Consider the following 16,539-nt stretch of genomic DNA (forward strand, 5'->3'; position numbering starts at 1 on the left):
ACATTGCCTACAAGAAACAATAAACTTGTAAGCAATGTATTATATCATATTTTATTAAGTTGTCACAGCGTATGAGCAATTATACATGATAATGCGCATTTTGGGGCTGAACAGTAACAGGGACAGCACTTGTATCAATTGATCAGAACACCTCTATCATCAAATGTGTACTTCTTGCCCCATTTGAGAATGGTTTCTGACTTAGCAAGATGTCCGTCAGCCTTTGAATAGTACTTGTCACCGCCTACTGTAATCCAGGTGCTGACAGTCATTCTGCCATCAGCCTTGAAGTAATAGGTCTTATCTTCAATATCTGTAAATCCAGTCTGGATAACGCCTTCGTCATCTGCATAGTAGGTTGCACTCCACTTACTAAACCAGCCTGTGGTCAGCTTACCTTCTGAGCCGAAATAGAACTTCTTGCCCTCAGACTCATAGAAAGCATTCTTCTGAAGAGTTCCATTCTTGCTAAAAAGATAAGTCTCAGTGCCAATCTTCTGCATGCCGGTAGCTTTTTTACCATCTGGTGTTTCATAGTAGGATGCACCGTACTTCTGAATCCACTTTCCTCCCTCAGGAGCAGCAGGTGTACCAGCAGAAACCGCAAAATCAGGTGATACGTAAGTAGCTGTTATAACATCTCCTTCTCTAATCTCCAATGTTTCATAATATTTCCACTCTGTTCCATTGACTGTCAACTTGGTGCTATCTGAAATTGCATAATCATCATAACAATTTTTAGGTACCTCAACTTGTACGAATGCTCTGTAGCGTCCTTCAATTACCGTATATTCTTCGCCCATTTCAATCCAATGGAAGCCTTCACCGTCATCTCTTTCTATATGGCTGTTATAGACCCATACTTTCTCATTTCCTGATTCAAAATGAGGCACTATTAGTTTATTACCATAAACAAGTATTTCCTGAAGATCACTTGTAGCATTGATTTCTCCAATTATTTCTCTTGATCCCTCAATATCAAATACCTCTGAGTAGAAAATACATGTTGATAAAATAAAATCTCCAGTATCTATCTTTATTATTTCTTTATCCCATGTTTTGCCATTTACCTGCAATGAAAAATCATCACTTAATTTGTAATCTATATCATCAGCGGTAAATTGTATACATGCTTCATAGCGCCATTTTCCAGCTGTAAACTGGTCAAAATCAGTCTCATCCCATGTGTCATTTTCAGTTTCTTTGAACCAGTTTCCTTTTACTTCAATTGGTAAATCCCCTTCAATATCAAAAGTAGGTTGTTCTATTGGCTTACCCAGCTGTGGAATAGATTCATAGTTGCTGGTTGCAGAAGCTGTTGACAAAACATTCCCAGATTCTGCACCACCGTAGTTGTACTTAAGTTCAACGTATGGTGTGAGCGGAATCACGCTATAATCATCATCGAGTAATACTGCAGCAATTCTTACAGAAACTATTCCTTTTGCAATGCCCATATCGTCACATGCTGTTTTAAGGTCATAAGGAGCAATTTTGTAAACACCATCACTCTCTCCATTTATTTGTATATCATAACCAGAGTGCATGCCATTATATAGATCCCAATATAAATAATCTCCAACTATATAAACATTCGTGAGTCCTGCGTCTATAATAACTGGAGGCTCTTCTCCGGAAACCAAAATTCCTGGTGATTCGAACAATGCAGTCACCAAATATCCATCTGTATCGCCTATGAAATTGACAAATATCCATTCTGTTCCATCAACTATCAGCCTGACATCTTCAGAAAACGCATTTTTCAAAGGCGTATCCGTTTTCACAGTCAAAACAACACTGCATTTATATATTCCCGCAGTTACTTCTCCATAAAGATTTATTGGTCTGACTTTTTGTCCAATAACCTCCACAGCATCGTATTGTGATACTGAAACCCTGTCATCAGACAGAGTATACGTAGGATATCTAAACTCACCGTTTAATACAAATATGTCCGCAATGTCACTTGTTGCTGTTACCTCAGTGATCAGATTCATCTCTGCCGGCTTCTCAAGCGTAAAGGTTTCTGAAGTAAATACTGGGTCTCCTCCGCCAAATGAAATAGCTTTTTCCCATGTTTGTCCAGCTACTTCAAGCTCAAAATCAGGGCTTAACTCGTAAGTGGATGCATATTTTTCGCTTAAACTTACAAATCCTTCAAAGCGCCAATTTCCAGGTGTGAATGTACCTGAGTTATAATATTGCCAAGAGCCATCTGACTCCTCTTTATACCACGTGCCTATAAATGCTAATTGGGTGTCCCATTCTTCAAACTCAAAATAGGGGAACTGTATTTGCGCATCAACCTTAGGAATAATCTTATAGTTACTCTTTACCTTGGCTGATTCAATCACAGTCTTCTCGGAAGCAGGTTTGAATGTATACTCAGGAGATTCAAACTTAATTGAACTTACTTCGCCAGAATTCTCTTTCTTAATAGTTATTGGTGTAAACTTCTTGCCATCCACCGTAAGCTCAAAATCAGGATCCAAGCAATATGTATTACTGCTAAATGGAGCCACCTTAACTGTTACGTCATATTTATAGGATTTATCCTGGAATCTGGTACCAGTCAAAATATAATTCCAATCATCGCCGGATTTTTCGCGCCATCCATTAAACTCATATAATATGTTAAAATTATTCAGCTCAACAGACACCTGCGTAGCAGGCGCGCCTAATACAAATATTTGGTCAGCATCACTGGTTGTATTCACACTTGTAAGTGGAGTTTTGTTACTTCCACCTTGATAGACATATTTAAGTTCAGTAATTGCAGAAAGGCTCTCATCACCAGCATTAAAATCTACAGCTTCTAATGTCACTGTAACTTCTCCGGGACTCACATTAAGATAAGCGCACTGATCAATAAGATTTACTGGAGGGTCAGCATAATAATCACCCTGTCCATTTGTGGTTACTACATATAATATATGTTGTCCAGGTTCTGCCACTATAGGATCCCAATATAATTTGTCACCCTCTATATACACATTCTGTAATGCAGGTAATGTTTCTTGGGTAATCACAATTTCTGGTGACCTAAAAATCGCAGACATCAAAAATCCATCAACTAGAATAGCCGCTTGCTCATACGTCCATTCTTTCCCATCAACTAAAAGCTTGACATTAGATGAAAGTGCATATTCCCTGGACATCTGGTTCTTCATATCCACAGATGCAAATACTCTGTATTTTCCTTCAGTCACCTCTCCAAAGTCATTAATAGTGGTGAATTCTCCATTTTTCTCTTTTTGAATCTCATATTGCGATACTGAAACCATCTCATTATCACAATTGAATGTAACAGGTTTAAGCCCACCGTTTAATACAAAAATGCTCGCAATATCACTTGTAGTTGTTACTTCAGTGATCAGCTCTCTATCCTGGTATGTATCGCTAATATTAGAGACATCACTCTCGTCAGCTACACTGGCTGTTATTTTCGGTACAACTTCAGGCACAGTTGTAGTCAGCTCCGGCTGCTCAATTGTAGCCTCTTCACTTGGCAATTCTCCCACATTTTCTACCGGGTCAGTAATATCCCCTTCGCCTTGTTCAGTAGCGTATACAGCAACAGGTTGCAAAACAAGTGCTGCGCTCATTACAAAAGCTAGTAATCTTGCAAAGTTTTTCTTTTTCATCCTATCCCACCTTTCTCATTAATAAGGAGCCTTCTCTGGCAGCTCTTTTAATTGGGGCCACCATTTATAATTCTAATAAAGGATTGAATGAAAAAACATTAACCTTTGGTTAGTATTTTTATAAAATTTTGCAACAAAAATGCATTGCCCGCAATTTATTTCGCAAGCAATGCATTATCTCTTTTATCTACTACTTCTGTACTGTACCGGAGTCATTCCGTATTTCTTTTTAAAGAGTCTGTTGAAATGCTCGACATTTTGGTAACCTGCTGCCTCAGCCACCTTTTCAACCTTCATGTTGCCATTTCTAAGAAGGGTGCTGGCCTTGTTGAGTCTGATTCTCTTTACATTCTCGCCAAAGGTCATACCAGATTTTTCCTTGATATACTTGGAAAGATATGGCTTTGAAAGGTAGAACTGGCTTGAAAGATCATCAAGTGTAACTGTCAGATAGTTCTCCTGTATATAGTTGATGATAGAATTTATCCTCTCATCCTTGCTGTTCTTGATATCTCTTACTTCATCCACCTGATTAACAGCGATAACAAGGGCATTTATGGAAGAACGGATAATATCTTCGTCAATGCCTACGCCCCAATACTTCTTGCCATTGTGGGTAATTCCAACGTAGGTGCAGGCCTTTGAAGATGAACCTCTTGAAAGAGCGTGCTCCTCGTAGGTTGAAAGCTCGTAGCTGACGTTAAAGTACTGCTTGATGGCGTTGCTGACAGCATCGAGACGGCCATTACCATTAGCTTCGATAACATGCTCCTTGTCTGCATGAGAAATTGTTACCTCTGCAAGGATTCCGTCTATCTGCTTGAAATGGCAGGCAGTGATCTTGAATATATTGTCATTGTGAACGTATTTATCCTCAAATATCTGATAAATTCTGGCTGGTGAAAGCTCAGCATGCTCTCTGTCGGAAATATCTTTGATAGTGTAGCTGACATCTGCCTGCATTTCCTTGGGAACCATCATGCCGTAGTTGTTCTTCAAGATGTAGCTTACGCCGCCCTTTCCAGACTGGCTGTTGATCCTGATAACATCGCCGTCGTACTCTCTTCCAAGATCCTTGGGATCCACAGGAAGGTAAGGAACTGACCAGATGCCTCTGTCTTTTTTCTGCTCATGCCATGTAAAGCCCTTGGAGATGGCATCCTGATGGGATCCGGAAAAAGCAGTAAACACAAGCTGTCCAGCATAGGGCTGTCTCTCGTAGATATGCATTCTTGTAAGTCTCTCGTAGGTTTCGCCAACTTCCATAATGTGGCTAAAATCAAGTCCCGGGTCAATACCATGAGAGAACATGTTGATTGCAAGGGTTACAATGTCCACATTGCCTGTTCTCTCGCCGTTTCCAAATAATGTACCCTCGATTCTGTCTGCACCAGCAAGGCATCCAAGCTCAGCATCGCTGACGCCTGTGCCTCTGTCATTATGTGGATGGAGCGAAAGAACTACAGCATCCCTGTACTTGAGGTTCTTGCTGATATATTCAACCTGGGTTGCGAACACATGTGGCATTGCTATCTCTACTGTTGTAGGGATATTTATGACTACCTTATTCTTCTTGGTTGGCTTCCAAACGTCAAGGACGGCATTGCAGACTTCCACTGCGTAGTCCACCTCTGTTCCAGGAAAACTTTCCGGTGAATATTCAAAAGAGAAATTGCCAGTAGTCTCTTTTGCCAGCTTATCAAGGAGTTTTGCGCCATCAATGGCTATCTGCTTGACTTCTTCCTTGCTCTTTTTGAAAACCTGCTCGCGCTGAGCTACAGAAGTTGAATTGTAAAGATGGATTATGGCCTTTGGAGCACCTTTTACGGCTTCGAAAGTTCTTTTTATAATGTGCTCTCTTGCCTGGGTGAGAACCTGAACTGTCACATCGTCAGGAATCATGTTCTTCTCGATAAGAGTCCTTGCAAACTCGAACTCTGTCTCAGAAGCTGCAGGGAAACCGATCTCAATCTCCTTGAAGCCAAGGTTTACCAGCATTGTAAAGAACTCTAGCTTCTCATCAAGGCTCATGGGCTCAATAAGGGCCTGATTGCCATCGCGAAGGTCAACACTGCACCAGATTGGTGGGTGGTCGATGTAGTCTTTCTTGACCCAGTCGTAGCTTGCCTTAGGTGGCATGAAATATTGACGCTGATACTTCTCGAAATTCTTCATAATGCTGCTCCCCTTTTCTTATGAGTCTATTCCTGACCCTTTTGTCACTATAATAATTTGTAATCCTGATGCTTATATTCTTCTAACTTAGGCTTGATGTTTTTTAACATTACAATATTAATATCGGTCAGTTTACTTGATAATATTTACCCCTAAATTGAAAATTTCTGACGGATTTTTTGATTATTATTATGTTACCATAAATTTCTACAATTACATCATGGTGAAATTAATCAGTTTACTTGATGTTTTTTATGATACGAAAAGAGCGCCCATGAAGGCGCCCTTATAGCGATGCGGCTGCCATCAGTCGCACTGATATCCCTTGTTGACAAGGATATTCTCAACTGCATTCACATCCTCTGTATGCATGACCATAATTGGGTTTCCAGTCTCTCTGTTAAAAGAAAGATAGGTGTAATCCACATTTATATGGCTATCCTTGAGAGTCTTTAAAATGTTGTCCAAAGCTCCTACCTCATCCTTACACTCAACTGCAAGAACATTAGAAGTCTTGCACATATAGCCCGCTCCCTGAAGAACCTCAATACACTTATCAGAGTCAGAAACTACCATTCTGATAATTCCGTATTCTGCTGAATCATTGGTAACTGAACCCAGGATATTTATCTCATTCTCTCTTAAAAGCCCAGTAATATTCTGAAGGCATCCTTTCTTATTCTCTGCGTAAATTGAAACCTGCTTAAGCATCTCTTTCTTTTCCTCCAAACTCTTGTAAATGCAATAGCGCTATATCAAAATCTATACCGCTGATCATCATCTTATTATTGGTAATGTACTGTGACCTAGCCCTTTGACATTGCTCAGCAGCATTGCCCTATGACTTCACCCTGTGATATTTTCCTTGCGTTTATGTGTTATCACTTAAAAGCGCTAAAGTACATTACTTTGACTACTATACCACAATACCACTAAATAATTCAAGGAAATATGAGTGTTTTTATTATTTTAGGTTTGCTTAACTCCATCCGCAATAATAGCCTCAAATTTAGCAAGAATAAGGAATTAAGATGAATAGCTCTTGTTTTATAATGTTTGTAGGCTTTATGATATTAGCTTTTTTGATTTAGAACTATGAATGTAGGCTTTACGGATTCAGACATTTTTTATCTAGTCCTTATAAACTTAATCTTGAGGACCTAGACAATATACTCAGCAGAAGGAGATTTCTTTTACATGATACAAAAAAACATAAACCCCATCACCAGGCTTGATTACCCGGATCCAGATATCATCCGCGTTGGCGATACCTATTACATGGTCAGCACCACAATGTACTTTATGCCCGGTTGCGAAATTCTGCGCTCCTATGATCTTGTTCACTGGGAGCACGCTACTTTTGTCTACGACAGGCTTGATAGCACGCCTGCCCAACGCCTTGAGGGAAAAGATAACATCTACGGCCAGGGAATGTGGGCTGCCTCTCTGCGCTATCATGAGGGGATATTCTACATTTGCTTTGTGGCCAACGACACCCACAAGACCTATATTTATCAGTCAAAAGATATAACTGGGCCCTGGGAGAAATACACTCTAGATGGTTTTTATCACGACAATTCTATTTTATTTGATGATGATGGAAGGATCTTTATTGTCTCCGGAAATAAGGAGATTCATATAAAAGAGCTAAAGCTTGTTTCCAAGGATTTAAGCGGAATTACGAATGACGCTACTTCAAATATACCAACAGTTCTTACCGATAAATTTGATAGCAGTCTTGATATGACTATTGTGCAAGACTCAGATGATGTATATCTTGGCTATGAAGGCGCTCACTTCTATAAAATAAACGGCAAGTACTATCTCTTTTTCATCCACATGCCTAAGTCAACAGGAAAGCGTACAGAGGCTGTTTTCGTAGCAGACAGGCCAGAAGGGCCCTACGTTGGACGTGATGTTATGGATGATGACAGGGGGTACAGAGGAAGCGGCGTAGCTCAAGGCGGAATTGTAGAGACTCCAAGCGGCAAGTGGTACAGCATTCTGTTTCAGGATAGCGGCGCCGTTGGAAGAATTCCCGTGCTGATGCCTGTGACCTGGGGAAATGATGGTTTCCCTGTCTTTGGTGATAACGGCAAGATTCCTGAGGAATTTGAGATTGAAGATTTGCGTCCGGGATATGAGTATACTCCTCTTGTCGGAAGTGATGATTTTAAAGCTGAACTTCACGAAGATACTAGAGATTCAATTGTTAATAATCCAGCTGATGATTCAAAAATGGCCGGAAGCTTTGGTTTTAAGCCCTGCTGGCAGTTTAATCACGAGCCTGATATGTCCCTTATAAAAAGAGATTTAGAAATGGGCACTGTAACCATTACTACAGACAAACTCTGCACAAACCTGGTTCAAGCCAAGAACACTCTAACTCAGAGAACCCTTTTTCCTGGTTGCTCATGCAGTGTAAAGTTAGATGGAAGTTTACTAAAAGATGGAGACTACGCAGGGCTCTGCATCCTGGAAAGTAACTATGGACTTGTTGGAATTACCCGCAAAGAGGGAGATTATTATCTAGTCATGGGAAAGCGCGAAATTACCACAGGCGGCTTCTGGGGCGAGAGACACGACGATGAGCCCTTTGAAGAGGTAGAGCGGATCAAGCTGGATTCTCCTGTTGTTACGCTGTATTCATCTATATGTTATGATCCAAGCGCTGTTCAGACAGCAGATAGCATAAATTGTAATGATGATACTGCTGTATTCTACTATAACGAAGAGCAAATTGGCGAAGCTTTCAAGCTCAAATTCATGCTTGATCACTTCACCGGTGCCCGTTTCGGTCTTTTTGTCTACAGCACCGTAGAGGCCGGCGGCAGCGCCACTTTTTCAAATTTTGTGTATATGAATTAATTGGATTCGTGCTTAAAATATCAAAAGCTTGTCATGCATGGCAAGCTTTTTTCTAGTTTCTGCATCACTCCATGATTCTGCTAACTCCATCATCTGTATAAAGCTCATAGCCACTAGGATCAGCTTCATAGCAAATATAAGAAAGTCCAGCCGCAGCCGCATCAACACCGGTAGTTCTCTTTGAAGGCTTGGCAAGTGGCAACACATGGCCCTTTCTCACAAATACGAGCACTTCTGAAAGGCCAGCCTTTACGTAGTGATCGCCAGCCTGTAGAATCTCTTCATCATAGTCGTCATAGGCTCTGAATCTGATCATCTTCATATCTTCAGGAAGATATACATATCTACCTGTAGCATTCTGCTTGTAGACAGGTGCCAGCATCAGGCTCTCACCCAGAAGAAGCTGGTCTTCGACTTCAAGGCTTCTAGCATCATCATATTCAAAGCTAAGTGGCTTGAACAGCATTTCATCATCGCGCACAGCCTTCATAAATTCAGAATACAGATATGGCAAAAGAGAGTAGCGAAGCTCAATAAGTCTTCTAAATGAGTCAGTTTTCTCAAATCTATAAACTTCCTGCCTTCTGGTTCCCATAGCTGAGTGGTTTCTAAAAAGTGGCGTAAATATGCCAAAGGCAGTCCATCTAAGAAGCAAATCTTCTGTAGTATCAGCTCCAAAGCCGCCAATGTCCGCGCCGCTATACAAGAATCCGCACATATTAAGGGCTGGCATCTGCTGAATATTTAAAAGAAGATGTGACCACCAGGACATGTTATCTCCGCACCAGACGCCGCCATATCTGTGCATTCCAATAAAGGATGATCTTGAGAACATCAGAACACGCTTGTCAGGACATAGCCTCTCAAAGGCTCCACCTGCTGCCCTTGTCATGTTGTAGCCATATAGGTTGTGGACCTTGTCATGCCTAATCTTCTGTCCCTTATAGTTGTGGTAAAAGCGCTTATAATCTTCGCTGTTATTGCTAATAGAACCCACAAGTCCCTTGAAATCAAAGAATGAATTGATATCAAGATTCTTGCCCTTATAGTCTTCTATCTGCTCAAACACCTCCTGCAGATGATCCTCAGTATAGAAAATAGCTGGTTCATTCATATCATTCCAGAAGCCATCAATTCCCTGATCCAGCAAGAATTTATACTTGTTTCCAAACCACTCTCTCGCCTTTTCATCAAGAAAGTCAGGAAAATGCACCTTGCCTGGCCATACAGCAGCTACCAGGTTTTCGCCATTTTCTTTTTTGCAGAAATAATCTCCTGAAAGCCCCTCTTCATATACATCATAGCCCTCTTCAATCTTGACGCCCGCATCAATGATTGGTACAAGATGAATTCCCCTATTCTTCATCTCCTGAACAAACTTAGGGAAATCAGGAAAAGACTTATCGTCAACAGTAAAATCCTTGTATCTCTCCATGTAATCGATATCAAGATAGATCATATCAAGTGGAATGCCGGCTTCATCGTACTTGTCAGCAACCTCTCTGACTTCATCAGCACTCATGTAGCTCCATCTGCACTGTCCAAAGCCAAAGGCCCACCTAGGCGGAACATAGCTCTTTCCGATAATTTTCCTAAACTGTCTCACTATCTCTTTTAAGCTATCACCTTCAACCAGATACAAATCAGAGTCAAAGTCGTCAAAAGAAATCACAAGTTCAGACGACCTTGTGTAGCCCATATCAAAAGTGACTCTCTCTGGAGTATCCACATATATTCCAAATCTCCCATCATCTCCGTCAACTATAAAGAAATTCTGAGACGCATAAAGAGACCTCTTATCCTCAGTATGTACAGGGTCATCCGCATTATTGCTGATGTAGATCCATCCCCTTTTATTCATGCCTCTTGTGGTCTCACCAAGCCCCCAGATTCTGTCGCTTTCAGACAGCTTTAGGAAAAGAGATTTCTTTTCCACATCAGTTGTAAAAAAAGGAATGTTCCCTTCTGTAATTTCTATCTCTGTCACTACTGATTCAGTTGGAATTGGATTTCCTATCCTATACTTTCTTATCATACTAATTGCCCCTTTTTATTATCTTTTCACTTATAAAGAAATTATCAAAGAAAACTAGTAATATCAACAACTTAATAAAGCGACTTTTGGTATTACAAGCCATAAGTTAAGTAATACCAACAACCCTATAAATCAGGAAATTGGTATTACTAGTTTGAAGTCAGGTAATACCAACATGCTTATTTTTGCATGTTTTGGTATTACAAGCCAGAAGTCAAGTAATACCATCAGCCCCATAAATCAGGAAATTGGTATTACTAGTTTGAAGTCAGGTAATACCAACATGCTTATTTTTGCATGTTTTGGTATTACAAGCCAGAAGTCAAGTAATACCATCAGCCCCATAAATCAGGAAATTGGTATTACTAGTTTGAAGTCAGGTAATACTAACATGCTTATTTTTGCATGTTTTTGTATTACATGTTAAGTCTATGATATAAAAATACCCTCACCAGTATACCGCTGGTGAGGGTACTTTACATATTTATAAAAGCTATTACTTTTTTGGATACAACAGCTGTATTTCCCAATAAGTTAATAAGCTCAATCCTTCTTGCACTTTGCATATATAAATGCTGCCAGGACAAAAAGCGGAATTCCAGCAATAAGTCCGTTTGGTGCAGCTCCCAGGATTCTGAATTTATCAAGACCTGTAAGTGTTACAGTTAGCGGAAGCGTAGCTGCTGCGTTGAAGGCTCCGTGGAAAATTGCAGGATACCAAATACAGCCACTCTTTTGATATACGTAGTCACACAAAATTCCTAAAGCAACAGTTACAGCGCAGAACAGAATCATCCCAACAATAGGAAATCCCAGATAGTCCTTGCCGTACTCGTATCCTGTAAAGATCATAAGAGGCCAATGCCACATTCCCCAGATGATGCCGCCAATGATCCAGGCTTTTTTCTGTCCAAATTTTTCTCTAAGTGCTGGATACATGTAGCCTCGCCAGCCTGCCTCTTCGCCTACAGCTGGGAACATGTTGATAAGTGGTGCATAGGTAAGGCAGGCAATGCAATTTATGATAATATATGTGCCATATGTCATTCCTGTAGAAGTAATCGTATCAAGCCCTTCCTGCCCGGCAACTGCCACAAGATAAGAGCCTGTAAGGTCAAAGTGAGATCTGAAAATGCCGAAATACAAAACCACTCCAATGGCTGTTAAGATAGCAGGCACAAACCATGCAAAAAGAAACTGCGGCACGCAGCCTTTGATCCTAGGCTTCCAGCCAATTTCCTTAATCTTCCCACCTGCAAGCATAACAGAGATCAGAGGAATAAACATCATTCCTGCAATAAGGTACTGAACAGCGGCAACAAGAATCATGTTAGCGCCTGCATTATCCTGTTGTAATTTGTAATTCATAAATGCTGCAAAGAACTGAATGAGATAGGCAAGGCCAAAGGTCCATGCCAGGTACTTATAAAGAGTTTTTGTGTTTTTGTCTAATTCCTTCATGTCTATTTTCCTCTTATATCTTCCTAATACCGCTATGTACACGTGATATTCTAATATATCCGCTACATTTTATATCTTTTTTAGATTCCAATATCATTTATATGATATTTGAATTGTAAGTAGCTCTATTTTTTCGCCTCAAACAATTAGTGCAGATCAAACTCAGGAGGCTCGTCCAGATGTTGTGAAACGTACTTGCCATCTTTTTTTCGCTGTTTGACGCACTCAGTCAGTAAATATTCAATCTGTCCATTGACGGAGCGAAAATCATCTTCGGCCCAGGCGGCTATAGCATTGTAAAGATTTTCGTTAAGTCGAAGAGGGACTTGTTTCTTTTCCGCCATATCAGTACAGACTTCCTGAGTTTACTATAGGCTGTGCATCATGGTTGCCACACAGAACCACGAGGAGATTTGATACCATTGCCGCCTTACGCTCCTCATCAAGATCAACCATTTTCTTCTCGCTAAGTCTCTCAAGTGCCATCTCGACCATTCCAACAGCGCCATCAACGATAAGCTTTCTGGCATCTACTACTGCGCTTGCCTGCTGTCTCTGAAGCATTGCTGCTGCAATCTCTGGAGCATAAGCAAGATATGTGATCCTGGCATCTACTATCTCAAGTCCTGCATTTTCAACCTTAGACTGGATTTCCTGTCTGATTCTCTCAGCAACAACCTCGGTCGAACCGCGAAGGCTTCCGTCGTCAGCCTTGCCATCGCCTGTTGTATCAATATTTTCAGTGATATCGTATGGGTAGAGCTTAACTACATTTCTAACAGCAGAATCGCACTGAAGAGAAAGGTATTCCTTGTAGTTATCCACAGTAAATACTGCCTTGGCTGTATCTGTAACCTTCCACATTACTGCAACAGCGATCTCTACTGGATTTCCAAGAATATCATTGACCTTCTGCTTGGAATTACTAAGTGTCATGACCTTAAGAGATATCTTTTTATCTACTCCTGCCTTTAACTCCGCAGATGCGCCTCCAAGCTGACCTGTGCCAAGTAGAATGCTTCCCACGCCGCTCTTCTTGCTATCTGAAATATCTCCGCTCTGTCCAAGCTTGGTCTCAGCAGCAGGATTGAAGGCTGTGCAGAAAGGATTTACAAAAAAGAATCCGTCTCCTTTTAAGGTCCCAATGTACTTGCCAAAAAGCGTAAGAACAAGGGCTTCTCCTGGCTTTAAAACTTTAAGTCCCAGGAAACATATCCATCCAAGGCACAAATACAACAGGCAAATAACCATCAGCGTTATTGTTAATCCAGTAAAATCCTTAGACTCACCAAGAATCGCAAAGTACACAACTCCTACAGTTGCCAGCACATACAAGGCTATTGTAAGGCAAAGTACTGCGATTCCATTTTTGTGTCCACTAATTACTTTTTCATTAATGTTCTCATTCATATCTATACCTCCTCATAATTCCATTCAAATGCACATCCAAGCTTTCTCAGCATGCAAATCCATATGCTGTGCTATCTTTTGTCTGTACATTCTCTTTTTTAAATTTTAAATTATTGCTGATGAAATTTATTTGATATCATTATGATATCATTTGTATTCTTTTTGTCAATACGATATAGATATTCGACGCAAATTAGCAAATTAGCAATTATATGTTATAAGAAAGACTCCTGGCGCACGCCAGGAGTCTTTTGTATTTCTATATTGAATCTGAATATTATCTATACACTATGCCTCAGAGCCATATACACGCATATTAGCATCATCTGCACATTTGCATGTACATCAATTTTCATTTCCGCAATTAATCCATTTGGCAAAATGCCAATTCCCATCAAGCTGACATATCCTCTAATGTGAAGTATGACATCTTCTCATTAAGTGTCTCTGCCATATCACGAAGGTCTGCAGCTGCATCGTTGATAAGAGCAAAGGTAGCGTTAAGCTCTTCCATAGAAGCATTTGTCTCCTGGGAAGAAGCTGCATTCTGCTCAGAAATTGCAGCAAGCTCAGCCATGATGTCTGAGAAGCTTGCCTTAAGGTCGTTGAGAAGACGAATCTTTTCAGCTATTACTTTTGTTGAGTTTTCAACGTTGTTGACGTTATCTACTACATTGTCCATATCGTTCTTGGTAGATGTAAGCTGATCGTTCTGTTCCTTCATGTCCTGTCCAAGCTGACCGATAGTATCAACACTCTTCTGTGATTCCTTTACAAGGGTCTCTACAATAAGGTTGATCTTCTCAGCAGCCTCCTTTGACTGCTTGGAGAGGTTGCCGATTTCAGAAGCTACTACTGAAAAGCCCTTTCCATACTCACCTGCTCTTGCTGCCTCAATTGTGGCATTAAGGGAAAGAAGGTGTGTCTGTCCTGCGATGTCAGTAATGATATTGGAAGCTTCCGCAATATCCTTAACAGAGTTATTTGTAAGAAGAATCTGGTCGTTGATGTCCTTCATTGAATTCATGACAGTGTCGTTCTTGTCCATAAGATTTCCAAGTGTATCCACTGTACGCTGAGCGCCTGTAAGCATCTGGCTTGCCGCATTTGAAAGAGCCTCAACCTTAGCAGTGATGTCTTCGATGCTATCACCCATTTCATTCGTGTTATTTACTGAGTTTTCCACACTTTCTGCCTGAGAAGTTGCGCCACGGCTGATATCCTCAACTGCATTTGTTACCTGCTGTGCCACCTGAGAAGCAGTCTCTGCTGAATTTGCAAGACTTACGCCTGAATTAGTAACATCCTCAGAGAGCTTTTTAGTCGCACTGATAACATCCTGAAGCTTATCTCTAACCTGGGCTGAACTTGCAGCAATAACGCCAAGTTCATCTTTTCGGTTAAATGTACGATCATTTATATAAAAAGAAAGTTCGCCATCTTCAAGGCTCTGAAGTCCGCCAACGATATCACGGATTGACCTTGTAGATCTTGTAATGATAATTCGGGCAACTCCCCAGTTAAAGAAAAAGAATCCAAGGAAAGTAAAAATGATTGCTCTTCCTGCAGCTCTTAAGTTATCCACAACGATAGTAGTATCGCGGCCTGCAAAGATCATTCCCGCAACTGTTCCATCTGTGTTCTTTAAAGGAAGATAATATGCATACCAGTCCTGGCCTGCGATTTCAAAGTTAGTTGCAAGGTACTCATTTCCTTTTGCAATAACTTCAGCTACTACGGTATCTGATGCCTTTGTGCCTTCCATTCTAAGCCCTGTGTCTGCATCTTTAAGAGAAGTCACAAAACGTGTATCTCCGTAAAAAATAGTAAAATGCATATTTGTCTTGGCGCTAAGAGCATCAAGCTGTTCCTGATAGATGTCGTGAACGGCTGTTTCGCCCTTCATAAGTTCTCCGTCCTCAGAAAGATGCCAGTCTCCCTCAAACTGATGGGACACTTCATCATCAAGTAGTACTGCTGCTGCGTGCAATCCTTCTGATAAAGATGTGTAATATGCTTCCTGAATGTGCCTGTAGCCAATATAGCCTACAAGCGCTGCCATTAAAAGTGCAAGCGCTGACGCGATAAGAATAATACCGCGAACCATGTTTCTTGATTTTTTCTTCATAATAAACCTCTCTACATAAACAATAAAACAATAAGAAAGAATGTCGCTTGCGACATTCTCGCGCGAGGCGCGGATGCTTTAGCATCATTTTCATCTCGCGCCGATGCGCATCCTTAGCGGAGCGTTTTTTATGATGTAGGAATTTCGGAGAAATTTCCTATATCATAAAAAAAAGCACAGGAGACACGTCCCATGCTTTTGATAATCCTAACTAAGTAGAATGCAACTGGCTGACATGTTAAAGTCCCTATAGCTTTGCGCCGCAGGCTTTCGCCTGTTTTGCCAAAAATATTTTTTTAACAACGAGGATTATAATGAAAAAATTTTATTAATGCAATATAAAATTTTTATAAACTTATTTTTCTATTACAATTTACTATATTCTTTCGGTAAGCAGAAAAGAAATTAGCAATGTTGTAGAAACCAATTTTATAAAACCGGTTTCCGTATCCCCTTTGAGCTACTTCTCAGAAAACTATTCCATCCTTAAAGTACTGGAAAAAGAGATCTGCGCCTGCCATGCACATTGCAAAAAAGCTAGTCATGATCATAAGGAAAATAGCGGCTTTGTCATAGACTATCTTATCCGTAAGATAATTAGAGATAAGTAGTTCAACGCCAAGGCCTATTATCATAAAGGGCCAGAGTCTGAAGATCATTTCATAGGACATGATTCCCGTAAACATGTGGACTACAAACAAGATTCCGAAGACAATCAGCGAAAGCCCCGTAGTCACTGAGCCAACTCTGTGGGTTCTTGTATACTTTGGTTTCTGATCTGAAACTTCTTTTTCATTAACAGCTAATGTTTCTCCCAT

Annotated in this window: 11 protein-coding genes and 1 riboswitch; of the genes, 2 read left to right on the forward strand and 9 right to left on the reverse strand. The window is 40.5% G+C overall.

What is annotated here, in order from left to right; all coding sequences use genetic code 11:
* Positions 1-134: 134 nt before the first annotated feature.
* The 3 genes from G631_RS0116875 to G631_RS0116885 form a co-directional block, all read right to left on the reverse strand.
* Positions 135-3,644, reverse strand: coding sequence for an N-acetylmuramoyl-L-alanine amidase family protein (locus G631_RS0116875; RefSeq protein ID WP_026490438.1), 3,510 nt, complete (start codon positions 3,642-3,644; stop codon positions 135-137).
* A 183-nt stretch (positions 3,645-3,827) separates the two neighbouring features.
* Positions 3,828-5,819, reverse strand: coding sequence for a 2-isopropylmalate synthase (locus tag G631_RS0116880; protein ID WP_026490439.1), 1,992 nt, complete (start codon positions 5,817-5,819; stop codon positions 3,828-3,830).
* A gap of 306 nt (positions 5,820-6,125) precedes the next feature.
* Positions 6,126-6,530 carry an amino acid-binding protein gene (locus G631_RS0116885; protein ID WP_026490440.1) on the reverse strand — a complete coding sequence of 135 codons (405 nt, stop codon included), beginning with the start codon at positions 6,528-6,530 and terminating at the stop codon, positions 6,126-6,128.
* Between the two features lie 486 nt (positions 6,531-7,016).
* Between G631_RS0116885 and G631_RS0116890 the strand changes: the two genes are divergently transcribed.
* A complete protein-coding gene (locus tag G631_RS0116890; RefSeq protein WP_026490441.1) occupies positions 7,017-8,687 on the forward strand; it encodes a glycoside hydrolase family 43 protein in 1,671 nt (556 codons plus the stop codon).
* Positions 8,688-8,751: 64 nt separating this feature from the next.
* Here the strand turns inward: G631_RS0116890 and G631_RS0116895 are convergent, their stop codons facing one another.
* A complete protein-coding gene (locus G631_RS0116895; protein WP_026490442.1) occupies positions 8,752-10,722 on the reverse strand; it encodes a glycoside hydrolase family 31 protein in 1,971 nt (656 codons plus the stop codon).
* Between the two features lie 154 nt (positions 10,723-10,876).
* On the opposite strand from G631_RS0116895, the gene G631_RS0116900 reads away from it, so the two are divergent.
* Positions 10,877-11,149, forward strand: a complete 273-nt coding sequence (locus G631_RS0116900; RefSeq protein WP_026490443.1) for a hypothetical protein — start codon at positions 10,877-10,879, stop codon at positions 11,147-11,149.
* A gap of 116 nt (positions 11,150-11,265) precedes the next feature.
* Here G631_RS0116900 and G631_RS0116905 read toward each other — a convergent pair whose 3' ends face one another.
* From G631_RS0116905 to G631_RS20505, 5 genes are all read right to left on the reverse strand, one after another.
* Positions 11,266-12,183, reverse strand: coding sequence for a CPBP family intramembrane glutamic endopeptidase (locus G631_RS0116905; protein WP_026490444.1), 918 nt, complete (start codon positions 12,181-12,183; stop codon positions 11,266-11,268).
* 146 nt (positions 12,184-12,329) lie between these two features.
* A complete protein-coding gene (locus tag G631_RS0116910; RefSeq protein ID WP_026490445.1) occupies positions 12,330-12,527 on the reverse strand; it encodes a PTS ascorbate transporter subunit IIC in 198 nt (65 codons plus the stop codon).
* 1 nt (position 12,528) lies between these two features.
* Complete coding sequence (locus G631_RS0116915; RefSeq protein WP_026490446.1) at positions 12,529-13,581, reverse strand: SPFH domain-containing protein; 1,053 nt, start codon at positions 13,579-13,581, stop codon at positions 12,529-12,531.
* 406 nt (positions 13,582-13,987) lie between these two features.
* Positions 13,988-15,721 carry a methyl-accepting chemotaxis protein gene (locus tag G631_RS0116925; protein WP_026490447.1) on the reverse strand — a complete coding sequence of 578 codons (1,734 nt, stop codon included), beginning with the start codon at positions 15,719-15,721 and terminating at the stop codon, positions 13,988-13,990.
* 218 nt (positions 15,722-15,939) lie between these two features.
* Positions 15,940-16,015, reverse strand: a riboswitch (cyclic di-GMP riboswitch).
* 173 nt (positions 16,016-16,188) lie between these two features.
* The gene (locus G631_RS20505) at positions 16,189-16,539 is read right to left on the reverse strand and encodes a LiaF transmembrane domain-containing protein (protein WP_051197349.1); all 351 of its coding nucleotides are present in this window, start codon (positions 16,537-16,539) and stop codon (positions 16,189-16,191) included.

Source organism: Butyrivibrio sp. XBB1001 (genome assembly GCF_000424505.1).
Lineage (GTDB): Bacteria > Bacillota > Clostridia > Lachnospirales > Lachnospiraceae > Butyrivibrio.

What these genes read in the sequence shown, in the direction of transcription:
- G631_RS0116925 (WP_026490447.1), bottom strand. Translation starts at nt 15,721, where the DNA reads ATGAAGAAAAAATCAAGAAACATGGTTCGCGGTATTATTCTTATCGCG.
- G631_RS0116875 (WP_026490438.1), bottom strand. Translation starts at nt 3,644, where the DNA reads ATGAAAAAGAAAAACTTTGCAAGATTACTAGCTTTTGTAATGAGCGCA.
- G631_RS0116885 (WP_026490440.1), bottom strand. Translation starts at nt 6,530, where the DNA reads ATGCTTAAGCAGGTTTCAATTTACGCAGAGAATAAGAAAGGATGCCTT.
- G631_RS0116895 (WP_026490442.1), bottom strand. Translation starts at nt 10,722, where the DNA reads ATGATAAGAAAGTATAGGATAGGAAATCCAATTCCAACTGAATCAGTA.
- G631_RS0116905 (WP_026490444.1), bottom strand. Translation starts at nt 12,183, where the DNA reads ATGAAGGAATTAGACAAAAACACAAAAACTCTTTATAAGTACCTGGCA.
- G631_RS0116880 (WP_026490439.1), bottom strand. Translation starts at nt 5,819, where the DNA reads ATGAAGAATTTCGAGAAGTATCAGCGTCAATATTTCATGCCACCTAAG.
- G631_RS20505 (WP_051197349.1), bottom strand. Translation starts at nt 16,539, where the DNA reads ATGGGAGAAACATTAGCTGTTAATGAAAAAGAAGTTTCAGATCAGAAA.
- G631_RS0116910 (WP_026490445.1), bottom strand. Translation starts at nt 12,527, where the DNA reads ATGGCGGAAAAGAAACAAGTCCCTCTTCGACTTAACGAAAATCTTTAC.
- G631_RS0116890 (WP_026490441.1), top strand. Translation starts at nt 7,017, where the DNA reads ATGATACAAAAAAACATAAACCCCATCACCAGGCTTGATTACCCGGAT.